Raw genomic sequence first — 18368 nt, 5'->3', positions numbered from 1 at the left:
ATTGTTTTGCTTATGTTTCTACCTCAATGAGATATTTAGTTTTTATTGGATTTCGGCTGTACAAACTGTAAGGTATATGCCGATTTCCACTGAGTCTGAGGCTTAAGTAACTTGGACTGCACCATGAAATCTCGTGTTTTACTCCAGCGGGCATCGGTCATGACGCCTATCCCCATGGTTTTGGCATCTCCACCCTCAATTAAACCCAAGCTTTTCATTTGCGCGACACCAAATGCCAGCAATGCATCATCCATATTCCGATTTTCTTTTTTAATGAGGGCATTGCCTGGTGCAGGATTTTTCAGATAGCTTTTCCAACCTTCCATTGAGGCTTTGACAAAGCGTTGTAAAACCTCTGGCTTGGTTTGAACCAGATCATTTCGGGTGACCAAAATACCGCCATAAGCTGGATAGCCGTCTTTGGCAAACAAGAAAAATTTACTCGATGGTTCTGCTTTTTTGGCTTGTAGCACCTCAGAGGTGGCATATGCTTGTTGTGCAACATTTTTATCGGCTAAAAATGGCTGCATATTAAAAGTGTATGGGCGGGCTTGAGCATTGTTGAGATTATATTTGCCACGTAACCATGGCCACCAGCTGGCTTGCCCACTGGTTGAGACTAAAATGGTTTTGTCTTTAAGATCGGACAGTGATTTTACATCGGCATGAGTAATCAGTCCTTGTGGATCGACTTGAAATGGCGCAGCAATCGCTTTAATGGGGAAACCACTTTCAATGCCTTTGAGCACCTGTAAATCATAGTTAATAATCACATCGGCACGCTTGGCCAAAAGCAGTGTCATGTTATTGATTTGCGGGCCACCTACCTTGATGGTGACATCTAAACCATACTTTTTATAAATGCCTTCAGCCAAAGCCTGATAATAACCACCCTGTTCGGCCTGTGCGTACCATGTGGTTTGTAAGACGAGTTTATCGTTGGCTTGAGCAGATGTAAGAAATAGAAGTGATGCGGCAACGACAGCCAAACGCGATTTGCCTAAACCATGATATTTGTTCATGATGAACTCCCTGATGAATAGGTGAAAGCCATAACAGCTATTCATACAAAGGGAGAATGGAGTATACCTGTGTAATCATTCATACTCTCAAGACAGCATAAAAATCTGTCTTGTCCCCCTAAGAGGAACAGCCTGCGCTGTAGAGCAATGTCCCATGCGAATGATCGCACTAACCGCTTATACTCAGGTTCTGATTAAGCAAGAGCTATGCCAACAAAAAGAGCACCATATCGGCTCTAAAACTGGCTCAAAATTTGTATGCGAAATAGGAGCACATGAAACATCTGCCCTAAACTTGCGCACAAAAGCAGCATATGAATGCATCTAACTGTCTTGATGAGTATTTGGGCTAGATGTTTTGAAGGAAAACGAGTAAAACTCAAAAAATGGCATAATACCAATGAATCTTTCGTTCAATTATTTTCTTGAATCTCAAAGCTCTATGAAATCGACTGCACTCGTTAAACGTTCTAGTTCTCAAGTGACCGATCAAGCGGTTGAAATTATTCATGAGCGGATTCAAAACGGAATCTATCCAGTGGGGTCGGCTTTGCCCTCGCAACGCGAATTGTCGTCGGAACTTGGCATTAGCCGTGCGTCGCTCAGAGAAGCACTCACGCGTTTGGCTGCCTTAGGTTTGCTCAACATTATGGCGGGTAAAGGTGCATATGTGACTGCGCTTGAAAGCCAGCCAGTCGAGCAATGGAATATCCAGTTTAAAATTTCACTTAAAGATTTTTATCAGCTTCGTTATATTTTAGAAGGCTTTAGCGCACTTCTGGCCTGCGAATATATCTCTGATCATGATATCGAAACCCTCAACCAGCATTTTCAGCAACTTAAAGCTGCAATTGAAGCACATCACTGGACTGAAGCTGCCGAGCATGACTTTTTATTTCATCAGCTCATCATTGGATTGAGCAATAATCAATCCATTATTCAAAGCTTAAAAAATCAAACTGACTGGATGAAACAAAGCCAGATCCTGCCGTTTGTACAACCCAATCTGGCCTATAAAACTGTTCAAGAACACGAACAGATTTTACAGGCACTCAGTCAACGCAATGCCGCTGGCGCTGAAAAAGCCATGCGCTTACATATTGTGGGTGCTGCGCAACGTGCCGGTGTGTATTTTTCGAGTCATTCTATTTAACATAACGCTGTTCAACGGTTTCAAACATGGTGCAGTCATTCATTCATACACGCACCATTGCAACGCATCTGATCACATATCTTGAGCTTTTACAGATTTGGGTGTGCTCGAAGCCCATTTTTTTGTATTAATTCTTGATATTTGAATTCTCAAATAATGAATATATGAATCAAATATAAGCTGAATTCAACATATTATGAGTCTGCTCGGCGCACCTAAATGAGCAAAAAATGCGTATCATGCTTTTAAAATGAGCATGTCTATTTCAGGCGGGTGCATATCTATATCTGATCACGATAGCGAATAGTTGATTTCATTATGATTATTTTACAGCGCTGCATGCCTGAGCATACAACGCTGACCGATCTTTCTTAGAAATTCCAGCTCAATGACAATGTTGCTTTGAGTGGTTCACCAGGTTGTACCCAGTAATTGGTATAACTTGAAACGTAATAGTCTTTATCAAACAGGTTGTCGATATTGAGCTGGGCACGTAAATCTGGACGGAGCTTGATATATGCCCCGACATTTACGGTCGTAAATTCAGGTAAACTGGTGCCATTGTCGATGTAATTGGCGCTTCGTTTGCCATAATAATTAATATTGCCCGTAACACCGGCATCTTTCCCCCACGCACTAAATTGATAATCCGCACTTAAATTTGCCGTATGCTTAGGAATATTTTTTAGGCGTGCACCTTTGGCTTCGACTTCACTTTCGACCACCGAGGCATCGGTATAGGTGTAGTTTGCATTAAGGCGTAAATGCTCAGAGACCTGATGCTGTAGCTCAAACTCAAGACCATGGCTTTGCACGCGGCCACTGTCCACATAAGTGTCTGTAATCCCTTCGGTAAGTAAATGTCGTTTATCGAGATCAAAATACGTGAATCCCAGCCAGCTTTGTGGCAAGTATTCATATTTGGTACCAACTTCCCAACTGGTGGTTTTTTCAGGGTCATACAGTTCATTATTTTTATTTAACCCCGTATTTAGCTCAAATGATTTCCCCCAGTTACTATAAAAAGATAAGTGCTCGGTGGGCTTGAAGTTAATACCAGCACGCGGCGTAAACGGCGAGAAGGCCTGCTTGCTTTGTGTATTGCTACGATAATCTGCAATTTGCTGCTCTAGTCGGTTAAAGCGTCCGCCCAGCAATATATTCCACTGATCATTCAGGAAAATCTGATCTTGCAGATTGAATCCAAGCATATCCTGAGTTTCTTTACTGTTTTTGGTTACTCGCGTGAGTGGCAATACATTTACACCATATACAGGCTGGTAAATATTGATCGTACTTGAAGCACCCACTGCACTTCTGCGCTGAAGCTGGTCGATGGTGTAATGCCCTGCTTCAACATTAGCCACCAGTTCATGCTTGATCGTTCCTGTATTCAATTTCCCACGTAAAATTGCCTGAAATTGCGTGGTTTCGGTATCAAACCATCGATAGCGACGAAAGCGATTTGCAGTTTGTCCATCAGCTGCAATCGATGAAATTTCAGTTGAAGTTCCTTCGCGTTCACCCTGCTCATGACTTAACGCGGTAGTCAGGTTCCAGTCGTCATTGAATTGATGATTCAGACGCAGTTGATACATCTGGTCGTTGATTTTGATATCGCCATCACTTGGTTCACCTAAAAAGGTTTTTTTATTGACCACAAATTGACCGTTAACCATCGGTACGCCACGGTCAAACACGCCTTGATTTTTAGCAAATTCTGTATCCAGATTTAACTGAGTACGATCTGAAATTTTCCAAGCCAACTGTGGTGCAATATAATAATGCTGGCTATCGACCTGATCTCTAAAACTTTGATTGTTTTCATAAGCGAGCCCCAGTCTGTACGCAAGCTGATCATTGATTGCACCAGTGGTATCGAGTGCTGTCCGGTATTCTTCAAGTGTACTGCCACTTAAGGTCAATTCACTCTTACGTTGCCATTCGGGCTGTTTGGTGGTGATGTTCATAATCCCCCCAATTGCGCCTTGGCCATACATGGCAGCCATTGGCCCCTTCAGAAAATCAATCGACTGGATGTTGACCATATCGCGTGGCGCATGGATGCCGCTTAAAGAGCTTAAGCCGTTACGCATGTAAATCGTGCCCATGTTTGGGTCGGTACTAAAACCGCGAAACGAGTAATTGTCCCAAAAGCCACCGCCATAACTGTCTTGATAAACCACGCCATTAACCAAGGCCAATGCATCGCTCACGCGCTGAATATTATGATTTTTGATATCTTGTTCGGACACATGCGATTTGGTGAACGGCACATCAATCAGATCGTGATTAAACTGGGTAATTGCCTGAGAAGATGCATGACGCTCATCTTGCTTTTCTGCGGTTAGCGTCAAGGTTGAAAGCTGCGCAGTTTGAACTTGAGTGTCTGTTTCAGCCGCCAAAGCCACCGATACCATTGAACACTGGGCAAGTAAAATACTCCACGCAAGTGGATGAACATAAAATTTAGACATAGTAAAACTCTGTAAGACAAAAATTGGACAAAAATGTCGGAATTTAGATCAAAACAGGATTTATAGGCGGGGCTCGACCTTGCGGACAAAGAAAGAGACGGCGAAGGCAAAAGAGAATATATGCCATCGCCGATAAGAAAATCAGTTTAAAAACCTGACCGATCTCGATCAGCGTGATGTCCGGTGTCAGCGTAGGTGCAATATGATGAAACAGATGACAAAAATGACAATCCAGAGTTGGATGCATCGAATGCTGATGATCCGCTTTGAAATCGCTATGTAATGACATTGCAGACGATTTGACAGCAGACATTGTGGTATGCGATGCATCATGATGCATTACACTGTGCTCAGTCATCTGCATAATTTCCACGCAGACCGGATTTTGCTGCATCGATACAGGCAATAGCGCTTGCCAGAATACAAGATTCTGCAACAAGATCACCAAAAGGCCAAAGGCCACACCCAATTTATGCATCGCAAAAAAATTAATACCTAAGCGCGGCGAAAATAGCATAATTTTTAAAAAAACACACCTTCTAGTACAGGCGACAGATATAAAAAAAACATGGAATCAGTAGATACCATGCCTTTGGGTTTCACTTAAATGTGGTTAGTCTTCGTTCACGCGCGCAAACTCTTCTTCGGGCGTTCCTTTCACCAGATGGAAGCGGCTATACAAAATAAAGTACAGAATAAAAGCCACATAAATCATTGCGGTGAGCAACCATACTTTCGGATTGACCATTAACCCAGCCACTACTGCAATTGCAGCCAGAACCAATGCAATACTTGAAGTAACCACACCACCCGGCGTTTTATACGGACGTGCAAGGTTTGGGTGTGAAATCCGCAATTTAATATGTGACAGCATCATGAGCACATAAGAGATGGTTGCACCAAAGACAGCCATTAAAATCAGCAAATCACCTTCATGAGTCAACGACATCAAAAAGCCAATGATCCCTGGAATAATAATCGCAAGAAAAGGTGCTTTATTTTTGTTGGTCAATGACAAGCTTTTTGGTAAATATCCGGCACGTGAAAGTGCAAAAATCTGACGCGAATACGCATAAATAATCGAAAAGAAGCTCGCTACAAGCCCAGCCAATCCAACAAAATTAACAAAACTGGCCAACCATGTATGCTGCCCATACACCGCAATCAAGGCATCAACCAAAGGCGCACCTGAGGCTTTTAACGCATCTGACCCCGCAGCACCAGCACTTAAAAACAAAATCAATAGCGCAAATGCCGCCAAAATCAGCATCGAACCAATGAGGCCACGCGGCAAAGAACGAACTGGATCTTTGGCTTCTTCTGCCGCCAGTGGAACGCCCTCCACAGCTAAAAAGAACCAAATGGCATAGGGTACCGCTGCCCAAATTCCTAAATAACCGAGTGGTAAAAATGCACTGGCCCCTATGTTATTGCTGACTGCAATATCAAACAATTTACCGCTTTCAAAATGCGGAATCATGGCCACAATAAATACCAGTAAAGCCACACAGGCAATTGCGGTAATTCCAAACATGATTTTAAGGGCTTCTCCTGCACCTTTAAGATGAATACCCATAAAGACCAGATAGCATAGTAAGTAAACGCTCCAGCCACCAATCCCAAACAGTGACTCACAATATGAGCCAATAAAGACCGCAATCGCCGCAGGTGCAATGGCATATTCAATTAAAATAGCGGTTCCGGTGAGGTAGCCTCCTAATGGGCCAAACGCGACACGAGCAAAACTGTAGCCACCACCTGCGGTAGGCAACATGGTCGACATTTCAGACATAGACAAACTCATGCACAGGTACATTAAGGCGACAATAACCGTTGCAATAAATAAACCGCCCCAGCCGCCCTGAGCCAGACCGAAGTTCCACCCCGCAAAGTCTCCAGATATCACATAAGAGACTCCTAAACCCACCAATAATAACCAGCCCACTGCACCCTTTTTGAGCTGGCGTTTTGCAAAATAATCAACATCACGAGTTGCGCCATTGTCTAGGCTTAATTCTGAATCTTTCATTGTATTCAATCACTCTATTGATCCAACCGACTTCATTCATGTTGCGTAAAAGCCCATTTCAAAACTTGACCGCAAATTGTGAGCAAGGTCATTTGAAGTCAAGTTGATTCATTTTTTCTTTTATAAGATCAGGCCAATCGGTACTTACGATGTATCTAAAATTAGAGTGAAGGAGTCGAATCATGACGGTCGAACAAAACGAATTTTTAAGCTCAGTTCAGCTTCAAATTCTTGCAGAACAAGCCATCAAGCAATATCCAAACGAATATCAAGGTTCAGTTAAACTCCTGTGTCAGTCAGAAAATGCCACTTTTTTAGTGACCACAGCGCAGGCAAAATACGCACTTAGAATCCATCGACCGAATTATCATCACTTGCAAGATATCGAAAGTGAGCTGGCGTGGTTAGATGCGCTTAATCAAAGTGGAATCGAAGTTCCACTGGCGATTGCCGATCAGAATGGTCAACGTGTGATCACCCTGAAACTGGCCGAAGGCATTTCGCGCTACGCAGTGCTTTTCAATTGGGTCAATGGCAGCATGCCCACCACCGATGTCGATCCGACCGCTTTTCAACAACTGGGACAAATTACCGCCGCACTACATCAACACAGTAAAAGCTGGAAACGCCCAGAACAGTTTAATCGAATTGTGTGGAATCATGACACCATGGTCGGTGCTCAAGGCCATTGGGGCAACTGGAAACATGCACCGCATTTAGATCAAGCCGACCACGCTGTGGTGGAAGAAGCGATTGCACGTATTTCAACTGAACTATGCCAGTACGGTGCCGGTGAAGATCGCTATGGTCTGATTCATGCCGATTTAAGACTCACCAACTTACTACTGCAAGATCAACAAATTGGTGTGATTGACTTTGACGACTGCGGTATGAGCTGGTTTATGCATGATCTGGCTGCCGCGATTAGTTTTAATGAACATTTAGATGCTGCACCGCAATGGGTAGAGCACTGGCTAACAGGTTATGAAAAAACAGGTCATGTTCAAAATCATGATTACGTCATGATTCCTACATTTATTATGCAACGTCGCATTCAAATGATGGCGTGGAATGGTTCACATGCACATACCGAAATGGCGCTTAGCTTAGGCGATCAGTGGTCGAATGAAACCGTGCGCTTATGTAAGAAGTACTTAAATGATGAAATGCCAGTCGGACGTAGCAACGCTTAAGTAAAACAAAGCACTTGTTCACTTTATCTGTTTTTTAATTGAGTTGTATTTCGTAATTTGGGGCTAAATTAGATATGAAAAGAAACATGCATTTACTCGGAATTGGAGCTTTAATCGCAGGTGTTTTAGCGTTGGAAGGCTGTGCCCAAATGCCAAAGCACGATACACAGGTGTTGGCATCCGCGATCAAGCAGGAGTATCTGGCACAAGGTCGCTGGGATGCGTTTAATCGCGATCAGCTCAATCAATTAATTGCACAATACGGCAAAGACAGTCCTAATTATAATCCGTTAAAACGGCCCTATATTGTGACTGATTTTGACAATACCTCGGTTTTTTTAGATATTGAGGAAGCGACATTAATCTATCAACTTCAACAGCTTGCATTTGCCGTAACGCCAGAACAGCTCAATACGATTATTCGTAAGGGAATCAGTACGCAAAATTTTGTTGCAGATTACAATAACAGCCAAGGTCAAGCAGTTAATATCGACAAGATTGCACCCGATATTGTGCAAAGCTATGCATGGCTATATACGCACTATTCAGGCTTAAAAGGCAATCAATCCTTAGCGCAAATCCAAACGAGCCCGCACTATCAAAACTTTATCAGCAAAATGCGTTATTTGTATGCGGCTATTGGAGATACTTTCGATCATGATGTGTCTTATCCATGGGTAACCTATTTATTTGCCGGAATGACCGAAGTAGAAGTACGTGATTTGGTTCAAAAAACAGTTGCTTGGCAAAAATCTCAGCCCATTGGCCCGGTGACATGGACATCCCCATCTGATTTAAAAGGTCAGGCCGGTGTGATCAGTGTAACGTGGGAAAATGGTTTACGCCCTTATGCCGAAATGCAGGACTTATTTCAGACATTTCAAAATAACGGCATCGATGTTTATGTGTGTTCGGCTTCATATATCGATGTGATTAAAGAAATTATTTCTAATCCCAACGTGGGCTTTAACATTCCAGACAGCCATGCTTATGCCATGGAACTTGAGCGAGATTCACAAGGACGCATTTTGCCTGAATTTCGTAAAGGATATGATCAGACCCAAGGCAAAGGCAAAACGCGCACAATTGAAAAATTTTTGGTATCTAAATATGGTTATGGGCCGCTCTTCATTGCTGGCGACAGCGAAGGCGATCAAAACATGATGCAGGATTTTACAGATACGAAAAAGGTGCTGATTGTAAATCGTCTGCGCAAACCCACCACAGATATTGGGAAGTTTTCAGCTTTGGCTGTTCAAAGCTATGGACAGAGTAATCCGAAATTTTTACTACAGGGCCGTGATGCAAACACAGGACAATTTACAGGATCAATCAACAGTATCAGTTATGGATCGAGCATACCAAAAGCATTGAAATCTCAATAAATCCAATCCACTGAGTTATGTTTTAACCTGTGCTTGATCCATTCCGGCGCAGGTTTTTTAATTTTAGCCGTACATATAAAAACTACGCTATAGCTGGTATGCATCTTGCTTCATCTCTCTTATATATCGGTATTAAGTGAGATCTTCACATGTTTCAGATGAATACGGCACAACTATTGGGCACCAGGATGTGCAATCAGGGCGTGTTGTCAGCAGCTGCATCAGGCTTGAGTGATTTCATTAGCAGCAAAGGTGCAGACGTTGATCGTGTCTTTGGTATCAGTGGTATCAATCCCGAGTTACTGGCCAGTCCGACATTAAGTTTACAACTTCCCAATTACTGTCATGTATTAGAACAGGCCGCTGAACTTTCAGGATGTGACAATTTCGGTTTGCATTATGGTCAGCAATTTCAGCCCAAATCTTTAGGTCTAATTGGCTACATCGGACTATGCTCTGCAACGCTTGAAAGCGCATTAGTCAATATGACCAATCACTTTTATTTGCACCAGAAAGACACGCTGAACCGCATGGTCGATTTAGGAGATTGCTGGCGCTTAGACTATCAGGTGCATCACGGTGCGATCTTAACCCGACGTCAAGATGCCGAATTGACCTTAGGCATGTTCATGAATGTGATTCGTGGCGTGCTGGGCGGGCATTATTCACCACGTGAAATTCATTTTGAGCATACGCGGCCTGAGTTTTGGCAAGAACATAGCAAATTGTTTAACGCACCTGTTTATTTTGATCAGCCATTCAACTCAATTTTACTGTCAAAAAAAGATTTGCAGCACCCGATGCCCAATCATGATCCGCTGCTATTAACCGTAATTCTAGATACTCTTCGCTTGCTCAATACCCATGTACACAGACAAAGCCTAACCGATCAAGTGCGCTCACATATTCAAATTGAACTGAACACAGGTGAACCTAATCTGGAAAAAATTGCACACGATTTGGATTTGAGCAGCTGTGCACTCACCCGTCGGCTTAAACTTGAAGGATTAACCTTTAGTTCACTGGTCGATAAAGTGCGTTGTGAGCTTGCAGAGCATTACATGAAACAAAAAAATATCCCGATTTCCGAAATGGCATTTTTATTAGGCTACTCAGAGGTGAGTGCATTTTCTCGTGCATTTAAGCGCTGGTTTGGTGTTAATCCAAGACAATGGCGTAACTAATACAACCGGAACACGCAATTAAGCGGTTCCGGCTATTTGTTGATTGATTCGATTTAAAACCCTTCAAGCACAATTTTGCCTTTGGCTTTACCACCTTCAATCAGGCTATGCACCTCTTTGAGATTTTCGGCATTGATCTTGCCATAGACCTCAGTCAATGTGGATTGAATGACGCCATCATCGACCAGTTTGGCCACTGCATTTAACAGTTCACGCTGCTGTGCAATATCTTCCGTTTGATACATTGAGCGGGTATACATAAACTCCCAATGTAAAGAGATCGATTTGGTTTTGAGTGGGCTGATACTCAGTTCGGCTGGATCATCAATCAGGCCCAAACGCCCCTGAGGTGCGGTTAATGCAGCAATCTGCTCCATGTATTGATCGGTATAATTGGTAGAAAAAACATAACTAGGTGCCTTTAAACCCAGTTCATCCATTTGCGCCTTAAGTGGTTTTGAATGATCAATCACGTAATCCGCTCCGAGCTGTTTCACCCACGCTTGTGTCTCAGCACGTGATGCTGTCGCAATAACTTTCAAATCTGATTTTGCTTTAAGTAATTGAATCGTGATTGAGCCAACACCGCCTGCCCCACCAATAATTAGGATACTTCGGTCTCCACCTGGTACTGGATCTTCAATTTTTAAACGGTCAAACAACATTTCCCATGCAGTGATGGTGGTCAGAGGCATAGCAGCCGCTTCTGCAAAAGAAAGGCGTTTCGGTTTATGCCCCACAATGCGCGCATCGACCAATTGAAACTGTGCATTACTGCCCGGACGGGTTAAATCACCTGCATACCAGACTTCATCGCCTGCTTTAAATTCGGTGACTTCGTCGCCTACACTGACCACAACGCCAGCTGCATCCCAACCTAAAATTTTCCACTGTCCTGCTTCTGCTGCTGCACGTTTGCGAACTTTGGTATCAACCGGATTCACTGAAATCGCTTTTACCTCGACCAGAATATCTTTACCGCGCGCCACGGGCTGCTCGATCTCGATATCCACCAATGCATCTGGGCGTGTAATCTCACCTTGTTCTTTATAGCCTACCGCTTTCATCTTGACGTTCCTCACTTGTATTGCGTGGTAGCATACCTTAAGCTTAATCACTGTATATACAGACAAATTTCGCACATAGTGTCAAAAAGGATACTGTTATGAGTAAGGTAAAACATTCACGCTTTAATTGTAATCCGGGCTGCTCGGTCGAGGCTGCGATTGGCCTACTCGACGGTAAATGGAAAAGTTTAATTTTATGGAATTTACTTACCGAAAAAATATTACGTTTTAATGAGCTAAAGCGCCGTATTCCAAATGTAACTCAGCGTATGCTCACTAATCAGCTTCGCGAGCTTGAACAAGACGGACTCATTATTCGAACGGTTTACCCACAAGTGCCGCCTAAGGTTGAGTATCAGCTTTCTGCGCTGGGCCAAACCTTAAAGCCTATTTTAGTTGCTTTAAAAGAATGGGGCGATCAGCATATCGATTTGTATGGAAAACCACATCAGAGTGAAACTGAGCAGCATAATGAGCGTGAGCAGCACACAGAAATTACTGCTCAGGCAGGATAAAAAAAGCCTTATCGAGTGATAAGGCTTAAAAATTAGCTGAGTTTTAATCTTTGAGTTTACGAATAGATTGATCGAGGGCGCTGACCAACCAGTCAATATCGTGTTCCTGAAATGCCAGCGGTGGACGTAATTTCAGTACATTGCCATATGGGCCAGCAACCGAAGTCAATACGCGGTGAGTATTACGTAATTCTTCAATCAGATTCAGTGCCAAGGCTTTATCTGGCGATTTACTGTCACGGTCTTTCACCAGTTCAAATCCGATAAACAAGCCCGCACCGCGTACATCGCCCACACATTCATGTATATCCATGAGTTTGCTAAGTTCGGCATGAAGTTTAGCACCCACATATTTGCTGTGTGCTTGTAAGTCTTCCTCCTGAATGACCTTGAGAACAGCTTGAGCTGCCGCCATCGATACTGGGTTTCCACCGAAAGTATTGAAATATGGAATATTATCGCTAAATGCTGCCAATACATCGCTTTTGGCAAGTAGACCAGATACCGGAATTCCATTGCCCATCGGTTTACCTGTGGTAATAATATCTGGCACTACACCATGGCGACCGAATCCCCAAAATGAGTCTCCAGTACGTGCAAACCCAGGTTGTACTTCATCGGCAATAAATATTCCGCCATTGGCATGAACCACATCTACTGCTTTTTTCAAAAATCCAACCGGATTTGGCATTACACCATCTGAAGAGAAAATTGAATCTGCCAGAAAGCCTGCAAACTTAATACCGTTGGCGTTCATGTCATCGATTTGCTGTTGAATTTGCGCTGCAAACCAATCACCTAAATCATCTGCTGCAATTCGGTATGCATCCGGTGCAGGAACCAAACGAGTTGTAGCTGCCAAAGCCTGACCAGAACCTAATGCAGGAGAACAGCCTGAAGTTAACTCACTGGTGCCGTGATAAGCTTCTTGCGAAACAATGATACCTGTTCCGCCACTATATTCACGGGCAATTCGAATGGCCAAATCATTGGCTTCAGAACCTGTACACATATACATGGCACGGTCAATTTCGCTTGGTGTTGTTTTTAAAAGCTCTTCGGTGTAATTCAGAATATTTTCATGCAAATAGCGTGTATGTGTGTTGAGCATTTTCATCTGCTCATTCACTGCCTCAATGACAGCAGGATGACAATGCCCAATACTGGCTACATTATTGTATACATCGAGATATTTATGGCCCGCAGCATCCCAAAGATACTGTCCTTGCCCTTTTACCAAATGCACAGGATTACGATAAAATAATCGATAAGACTCACCGAGCACTTGGCTACGTTTATCTGTTAATTTTCGGGTTTCAGCATCCAGTGCGGCTGCATGTTCTGCGCGGAAACTATTGGTATCCATGATGGTTGAACGTGTAACCATGAATGACTCCTGTATTTAAATAATTCAAAATGGCACACTTGAAATCGAATCAAATCGGGCCATGTTCTTTCGAATGTATATATCGCTGTTTGACTTATATTGTTCAAGTTTGAGAAAAGAAACTTGACACTAAAGCGCGAAAGTTGTCATTTGATGTCAAATTAGCGAATTCAATGTATGGTCGGATTGCTGTATGCTTCAGCAAACTACTACGTATCGCATCTAACACTAGAATGTCATACTAATCAAAATAACTATCTTACAAATAATGGTATGAATTAAATCGTGAGGATATTCGTATGCAATTGTTTTATCTTAATTCTAAAGATAAAAATGTGTTTTATAATAAAGCAAAAACAAGTTCACTTTTGTTCATCTTATAATTCATGCGGTAGATGTATAGCCTATACTTGGCAAAAGGGTAGCTTTCGTTGTGACAGATTTACAAAATGGCTTTATACAGAGACAGGAAATGGGAACTTAGGTGGAAATACTCCTAACGGTACTTTTAATAGCTCTCTTCTAACGATAACTCGTGCATAATTTTTAATATATTCCTCATTAAATCATAATGAGGAATTCTTTTAACATTGATAGATTACTTATGAAAAAAAATATTCTGTATGTCTTATTATCCTTTACTATTTTAACCATATTCATATTTTTTATAAAAGAAGATTCAACTGATCAAGGTTCTGAAAGTCTACCAGCACTTAAAGCAAAAAGTTCTGAAAGTATGTATCAAGATAAAATTATGAATGACATACAGGTAAGACAAAATACTCAAAAACTTAATGTTCCATTTTGGTCACAAAAAATTATTGATGTTAATGAAAATTCACAATACAGCCGTATTGAAAAACTTAAAGAGCTAAACGACTTATTAAATAAAAATAAAAATGATCCGGCAGCAGTTAGAGAAATTTTATCTCAGTTAGCGAATCTGAATCCAATTGAAGCAGTGGATGATATTCTTCCTTTCTTAAAAAGTAATAACCCTATCGTTCAAAGTGCTGCTCTTGGTGCACTTAGTAATGCGTCTTTACTAACAGAAGAAGAACATGAACTTAAAAAAACACTCCCAGAAAATAATCAAATAAGATCTAAAATATCTAAAGAAGTTAATAAGTTAAAGAAAAACCCAAATATATCCACCGAAGTGAAACAGACTATTGTATCCTCTTATATGTCTACTAACCCTTCTATTGAGGATATAAAAGCAATGATTAAGAGTATTCTCAATGAGCAAAATATAACGGCAAATGAATCATCTTATATAGCTACCACCATTCTCAACGGAATGGATTCAACAAATACTATTTCTACAATTATGAGTAAAAATGAAATAATAAAAGACGCGATTATAATGAGTATTTGTAGCAGTATTATCAATAATCCAGACATATTAAATGTATTGAATCCAACCCAAAAAGAAGAACTTTATACATTTATTCAAAAAAATCCTCCAACTTCGCATAATGATGATTTTAGTTCTAAAAATGATATTTGGAAAAATACTTTAAATAGATTTTAAATAATTAACATCCAAAACTCATACCGCGATATTGCTTAGGTTTTAGGTTCTCTATTTCTTTTTATCGTTCCTTCATCTGGACGATATTCGTTTTAATATTTCCAATGTCTCGAGCAAATTCAGCTGAGCTTTGACTACTTCCGACGAGACTGAATGCATTATGGTTGAGATTCTTTCTAGCAATTCTTTGTTAAAGCCAACAAAGACTAAACCAAAATATAAAATCGAACTTGTTAACTTTATCTTTTGTACAGATGTAGTGAACGAATAAAGAAGTGCTGTAAATTTTTGAGTAATAGTAATTTTTTAAATTTTTAAATTTGTGTCATAGGACAAATCTCTTAGGATAAGATTTGACTGCCATATAAGGCTTTGTGTGAATATCTTTACGAGTTGCTAGCTCTACAGAGCTTTTATTAAACAACTCTTCTAACCATCATTTAAGTGTAAATCCAAAAAATGTAAGTTGAATGCCCTTATAGAAACAAGGACTTTGCATTTAAATTAGATAAAAAACTTATTTTTCTATTTTACTAGTAATCTACAAATTATTTTTAAGCTTATAGAATCTGTATTCTGGATAAATTAAACCAATTACAAATAAGATAGAAAAACCAACCCATAAAAACAAGGTCATCATTTTTACTTGTTCTTCATTCCATGAGCTAGATTCTGTATCTAAAAAAAAGATACTTTTCCAACCCTTAATATAACTAGCCCCACCCCATGAAAGAATCCACTTACAAACCAAGCTAAAACATAAATAAATTAATATCCATAGAGAAGTAGACATTCGTTAGATTCCTAGTGATGCCATCTCTAATGCAGATCTATTATTTGCTGCTGCTACATTTATACAAGCTTTATAAACTGGTTGAGCACCGCTTAATCCAGCTAAATAAGGAATGATTTCATAAAAATAATCTTTCAAATAATCTAATCCTGGTTTTACAAAATATGATGTACCAGGAATTATGTCTCCAACACCAGGTGGTTTTGGAACCAAATTAAAATTTGCAGAACAGGCAAGAATTGATTTTACTGTATTAGAAATGACAACCCCCACGTCATTATTCATATCTAATGAGTTAGCTATACTTTGTGTCCATATCTTAGAGGCAACCTCACGTGCAGCAGCTTGAGCTGGATTATCGGACGCAATGGCATATGTTTGAACTGTACGGGATGTTGGGCTAGAACACCCTAACCCATTACCACCATTATATTTCAGAACACTATTATTCGAGCTTATAAACTCAACTTTTACATTCGGATAATGCTTTGTAAAGACTTGGATTGTGGGATGAAGTACCGTTGAACACGACTTATCATTTGTAAAATATCTGACAGTATGTTTTTGTGAATTATAGTGAGCTGCGTAAATACGACCATCTGCATACAAAGTCATTGCAGAAGCATCACTACCTGCTTTTGTTCTACCTTCAGAATAAATAGCTTTTGCCATTTTTAACTTATATGGTGTTGATAAAACTTCAAAATTTTTCGAAAATTTAATGTAATCTTCGCCTAATACAGCCGCTAATTCATTCTGAATATGTGAGTTACTATCAATCTTAGATAACGTAGATGGATTTTCTAGATATTGATTTAAACTTAAATTTCCAGCAAAACTAAATGTTGGTACAGATAATAATAATACTAAATATAAACTCTTATATTTCATAATTTTTCCCTATTTTAATTTTGGGCTTAGGAAGTTAAAGAAAATTATTACGAATTAATTTAAGCAAATCGAAGTATAAATTTCAATACCAATGATTGAAGCAATACTGCTTTTCTTTAAGATGCAAATAAAATATCTTTTTGTCAATTCTATTAAATTTACTGAGTCGCTTTTTAACATAGTTCCAGAATGATTCTATGCCGCTAATATTATGCTCAGCATTAGCAAATTCATTGTCTCCATGATTAACTCCTAGATATTTACCAAAATCAATTTCAACTAGACCATCATAGCCTCTCCAGCCTATTGCATAAATCACTGAACAAGCTCAATATGTCCACGAATAATACCTTTTAGCGTAGCTTTGGAGCAGTGAGGGACAATTCCTTTATATAAATTCCTACCCCGTTTGAGTAGTCCAAAAACAACGGTTTTACCTAATGCACCTCGACCGTGCTTACCTCGTACACGATTGACTCAGAAATAAAATTCATCCAGTTCAACAACATCATTGAAAAGAGATATTCGTTCATACTAAATAGTAATTTTTTTACGCAATTTGATGTAAGTTGTATTGATAGAACGCACTGAAGTACTGGTGGGTTTAGCAGTGTCTGAAGCAGTAAAATCCACGGCAAAAAAGCGAATGATCTACCTGAATTTTGCTTGTGTGATTCTTGAACGGGAATAGTATCTGTTTTTGCTTTCATATAAAATCGCTTTCTGAGCCGATACAAAAAAACGCCACGTGCATGAACGCGCGGCGTTTTGAAAATTCATAGATAAAGGTTTAAAACCTCTATCAGTCAAAAAGATCAAATCAATTGAAGCGCTTCATTACTGCTTCGACTGCACGATTAAATGCCTGTGGCTGTTCCACATTCGAAATATGCGATGCCTCCAGCACTTCAAGTGTTGAATGTACAATGTGCTCACATAAAAACTGACCATCGGCCACTGTAGTCACTGGATCTTGTGCACCAGCAATCACCAGTACCGGTATGCTTATACGTTGCAGTTGAGGGCGCACATCGGCCTCTGCCAACGCTTCACAGCAACTGGCATAGCCTTCGGCACTACCTTGAGCTAAATCATGACTCAGCTTTTCTACAATTTTTGGTGAGTCTTCAATAAAGCCTGGCGTAAACCAGCGTGTTGCCGCAGTTTGAGCAACCGGCGTTAACCCTTGCTCACGCACCAATTGCGCACGTGCTTGCCAAGCCTGAACTTCTCCAATTTTTGCTGCGGTGTTGGCTACAATCACCTGATTAAAACGCTCAGGAAAATGTATTGCCAGCCATTGTCCAGTTAACCCACCCATCGAAATTCCACAAAACGTAGCTTGAGGAATTTGCAAATGATCAAGCAATGCAATTACATCGGTACCTAGCTGATCAATCCGATAAGGGCCAACAGGTGTAGATGATGCACCATGACCACGCGTGTCGTAGCAAATGACAAAATACTTGTCCTGAAAATACGCTATCTGCTGTTGCCACATACTCAGGTTGGTACCCAACGAATTTGAAAAGATCAGTGCAGGACGATCCGCCTGACCGAATGTTGCATAATTGAGAGCAACATCCTGCGCCGTTAGTGTGTCTTTAAAGTGAAATACTGGCATATTTATTCCTTAAACCCGCTCAATAATGAGCGCAATTCCCTGACCCACGCCGATACACATCGAACACAGCGCATACTTACCGCCCGACTGTTCAAGCTGGTTTAAAGCCGTCGT

15 protein-coding genes and 2 pseudogenes are annotated in these 18368 nt (G+C 40.8%); 6 read left to right on the top strand and 11 right to left on the bottom strand.

Going from position 1 to position 18368, the window contains the following annotated elements; translation table 11 throughout:
• Positions 1-35: 35 nt before the first annotated feature.
• Positions 36-1022: an ABC transporter substrate-binding protein gene (locus QLG00_RS09990; RefSeq protein ID WP_119026465.1), complete on the bottom strand. Its 987-nt coding sequence runs from the start codon at positions 1020-1022 to the stop codon at positions 36-38.
• Positions 1023-1464: 442 nt separating this feature from the next.
• Between QLG00_RS09990 and QLG00_RS09985 the strand changes: the two genes are divergently transcribed.
• Entirely contained in the window at positions 1465-2175 is a 711-nt protein-coding gene (locus tag QLG00_RS09985) for an FCD domain-containing protein (RefSeq protein ID WP_025095931.1), read from the top strand.
• Positions 2176-2546: 371 nt separating this feature from the next.
• Here the strand turns inward: QLG00_RS09985 and QLG00_RS09980 are convergent, their stop codons facing one another.
• The 3 genes from QLG00_RS09980 to eat all read right to left on the bottom strand — a co-directional run bounded on the left by QLG00_RS09980 (position 2547) and on the right by eat (position 6681).
• Positions 2547-4652, bottom strand: coding sequence for a TonB-dependent siderophore receptor (locus tag QLG00_RS09980; RefSeq protein ID WP_282470902.1), 2106 nt, complete (start codon positions 4650-4652; stop codon positions 2547-2549).
• Between the two features lie 43 nt (positions 4653-4695).
• Entirely contained in the window at positions 4696-5130 is a 435-nt protein-coding gene (locus tag QLG00_RS09975; protein ID WP_348881321.1) for a hypothetical protein, read from the bottom strand.
• 135 nt (positions 5131-5265) lie between these two features.
• Positions 5266-6681 (bottom strand): ethanolamine permease, encoded by a 1416-nt coding sequence (gene eat, locus QLG00_RS09970; protein ID WP_282470901.1) that lies wholly within the window; start codon positions 6679-6681, stop codon positions 5266-5268.
• Positions 6682-6863: 182 nt separating this feature from the next.
• Between eat and QLG00_RS09965 the strand changes: the two genes are divergently transcribed.
• The 3 genes from QLG00_RS09965 (at position 6864) to QLG00_RS09955 (ending at position 10443) form a co-directional block, all read left to right on the top strand.
• Positions 6864-7874 (top strand): phosphotransferase, encoded by a 1011-nt coding sequence (locus tag QLG00_RS09965; RefSeq protein ID WP_282470900.1) that lies wholly within the window; start codon positions 6864-6866, stop codon positions 7872-7874.
• 149 nt (positions 7875-8023) lie between these two features.
• The gene (locus tag QLG00_RS09960) at positions 8024-9259 is read left to right on the top strand and encodes a haloacid dehalogenase-like hydrolase (RefSeq protein WP_282471024.1); all 1236 of its coding nucleotides are present in this window, start codon (positions 8024-8026) and stop codon (positions 9257-9259) included.
• Between the two features lie 149 nt (positions 9260-9408).
• Positions 9409-10443, top strand: coding sequence for an AraC family transcriptional regulator (locus tag QLG00_RS09955; RefSeq protein ID WP_282470899.1), 1035 nt, complete (start codon positions 9409-9411; stop codon positions 10441-10443).
• Positions 10444-10496: 53 nt separating this feature from the next.
• Here QLG00_RS09955 and QLG00_RS09950 read toward each other — a convergent pair whose 3' ends face one another.
• Positions 10497-11510, bottom strand: a complete 1014-nt coding sequence (locus QLG00_RS09950; RefSeq protein WP_151746406.1) for a zinc-binding alcohol dehydrogenase family protein — start codon at positions 11508-11510, stop codon at positions 10497-10499.
• A gap of 98 nt (positions 11511-11608) precedes the next feature.
• On the opposite strand from QLG00_RS09950, the gene QLG00_RS09945 reads away from it, so the two are divergent.
• Positions 11609-12025, top strand: a complete 417-nt coding sequence (locus QLG00_RS09945) for a helix-turn-helix domain-containing protein (protein WP_004925426.1) — start codon at positions 11609-11611, stop codon at positions 12023-12025.
• A 43-nt stretch (positions 12026-12068) separates the two neighbouring features.
• Here the strand turns inward: QLG00_RS09945 and QLG00_RS09940 are convergent, their stop codons facing one another.
• Positions 12069-13412: an aspartate aminotransferase family protein gene (locus QLG00_RS09940; RefSeq protein WP_282470898.1), complete on the bottom strand. Its 1344-nt coding sequence runs from the start codon at positions 13410-13412 to the stop codon at positions 12069-12071.
• Positions 13413-14016: 604 nt separating this feature from the next.
• On the opposite strand from QLG00_RS09940, the gene QLG00_RS09935 reads away from it, so the two are divergent.
• Positions 14017-14946, top strand: a complete 930-nt coding sequence (locus QLG00_RS09935) for a hypothetical protein (protein ID WP_282470897.1) — start codon at positions 14017-14019, stop codon at positions 14944-14946.
• Between the two features lie 541 nt (positions 14947-15487).
• Here the strand turns inward: QLG00_RS09935 and QLG00_RS09930 are convergent.
• From QLG00_RS09930 to QLG00_RS09910, 5 genes and pseudogenes are all read right to left on the bottom strand, one after another.
• Positions 15488-15739 carry a hypothetical protein gene (locus tag QLG00_RS09930; RefSeq protein WP_004936978.1) on the bottom strand — a complete coding sequence of 84 codons (252 nt, stop codon included), beginning with the start codon at positions 15737-15739 and terminating at the stop codon, positions 15488-15490.
• Positions 15740-15742: 3 nt separating this feature from the next.
• On the bottom strand, positions 15743-16630 hold the full coding sequence (locus QLG00_RS09925; protein WP_282470896.1) for a hypothetical protein: 888 nt from the start codon (positions 16628-16630) through the stop codon (positions 15743-15745).
• Positions 16631-16712: 82 nt separating this feature from the next.
• Positions 16713-17281: pseudogene (locus QLG00_RS09920) on the bottom strand (IS1595 family transposase).
• Between the two features lie 169 nt (positions 17282-17450).
• On the bottom strand, positions 17451-18254 hold the full coding sequence (pcaD, locus tag QLG00_RS09915) for a 3-oxoadipate enol-lactonase (RefSeq protein WP_282470895.1): 804 nt from the start codon (positions 18252-18254) through the stop codon (positions 17451-17453).
• A 9-nt stretch (positions 18255-18263) separates the two neighbouring features.
• Positions 18264-18368, bottom strand: a pseudogene (locus QLG00_RS09910) (hypothetical protein); the annotation flags it as partial.

Source organism: Acinetobacter sp. V89_7 (genome assembly GCF_029967895.1).
GTDB lineage: Bacteria > Pseudomonadota > Gammaproteobacteria > Pseudomonadales > Moraxellaceae > Acinetobacter > Acinetobacter soli.
This window is presented reverse-complemented; position numbering and strand designations above follow the sequence as displayed.

Coding starts and splice junctions, on each gene's coding strand:
- QLG00_RS09960 (WP_282471024.1), top strand. CDS start 8,024: ATGCCAAAGCACGATACACAGGTGTTGGCATCCGCGATCAAGCAGGAG.
- eat (WP_282470901.1), bottom strand. CDS start 6,681: ATGAAAGATTCAGAATTAAGCCTAGACAATGGCGCAACTCGTGATGTT.
- QLG00_RS09940 (WP_282470898.1), bottom strand. CDS start 13,412: ATGGTTACACGTTCAACCATCATGGATACCAATAGTTTCCGCGCAGAA.
- QLG00_RS09990 (WP_119026465.1), bottom strand. CDS start 1,022: ATGAACAAATATCATGGTTTAGGCAAATCGCGTTTGGCTGTCGTTGCC.
- QLG00_RS09945 (WP_004925426.1), top strand. CDS start 11,609: ATGAGTAAGGTAAAACATTCACGCTTTAATTGTAATCCGGGCTGCTCG.
- QLG00_RS09955 (WP_282470899.1), top strand. CDS start 9,409: ATGTTTCAGATGAATACGGCACAACTATTGGGCACCAGGATGTGCAAT.
- QLG00_RS09925 (WP_282470896.1), bottom strand. CDS start 16,630: ATGAAATATAAGAGTTTATATTTAGTATTATTATTATCTGTACCAACA.
- pcaD (WP_282470895.1), bottom strand. CDS start 18,254: ATGCCAGTATTTCACTTTAAAGACACACTAACGGCGCAGGATGTTGCT.
- QLG00_RS09930 (WP_004936978.1), bottom strand. CDS start 15,739: ATGTCTACTTCTCTATGGATATTAATTTATTTATGTTTTAGCTTGGTT.
- QLG00_RS09980 (WP_282470902.1), bottom strand. CDS start 4,652: ATGTCTAAATTTTATGTTCATCCACTTGCGTGGAGTATTTTACTTGCC.
- QLG00_RS09975 (WP_348881321.1), bottom strand. CDS start 5,130: ATGCATAAATTGGGTGTGGCCTTTGGCCTTTTGGTGATCTTGTTGCAG.
- QLG00_RS09935 (WP_282470897.1), top strand. CDS start 14,017: ATGAAAAAAAATATTCTGTATGTCTTATTATCCTTTACTATTTTAACC.
- QLG00_RS09965 (WP_282470900.1), top strand. CDS start 6,864: ATGACGGTCGAACAAAACGAATTTTTAAGCTCAGTTCAGCTTCAAATT.
- QLG00_RS09950 (WP_151746406.1), bottom strand. CDS start 11,510: ATGAAAGCGGTAGGCTATAAAGAACAAGGTGAGATTACACGCCCAGAT.
- QLG00_RS09985 (WP_025095931.1), top strand. CDS start 1,465: ATGAAATCGACTGCACTCGTTAAACGTTCTAGTTCTCAAGTGACCGAT.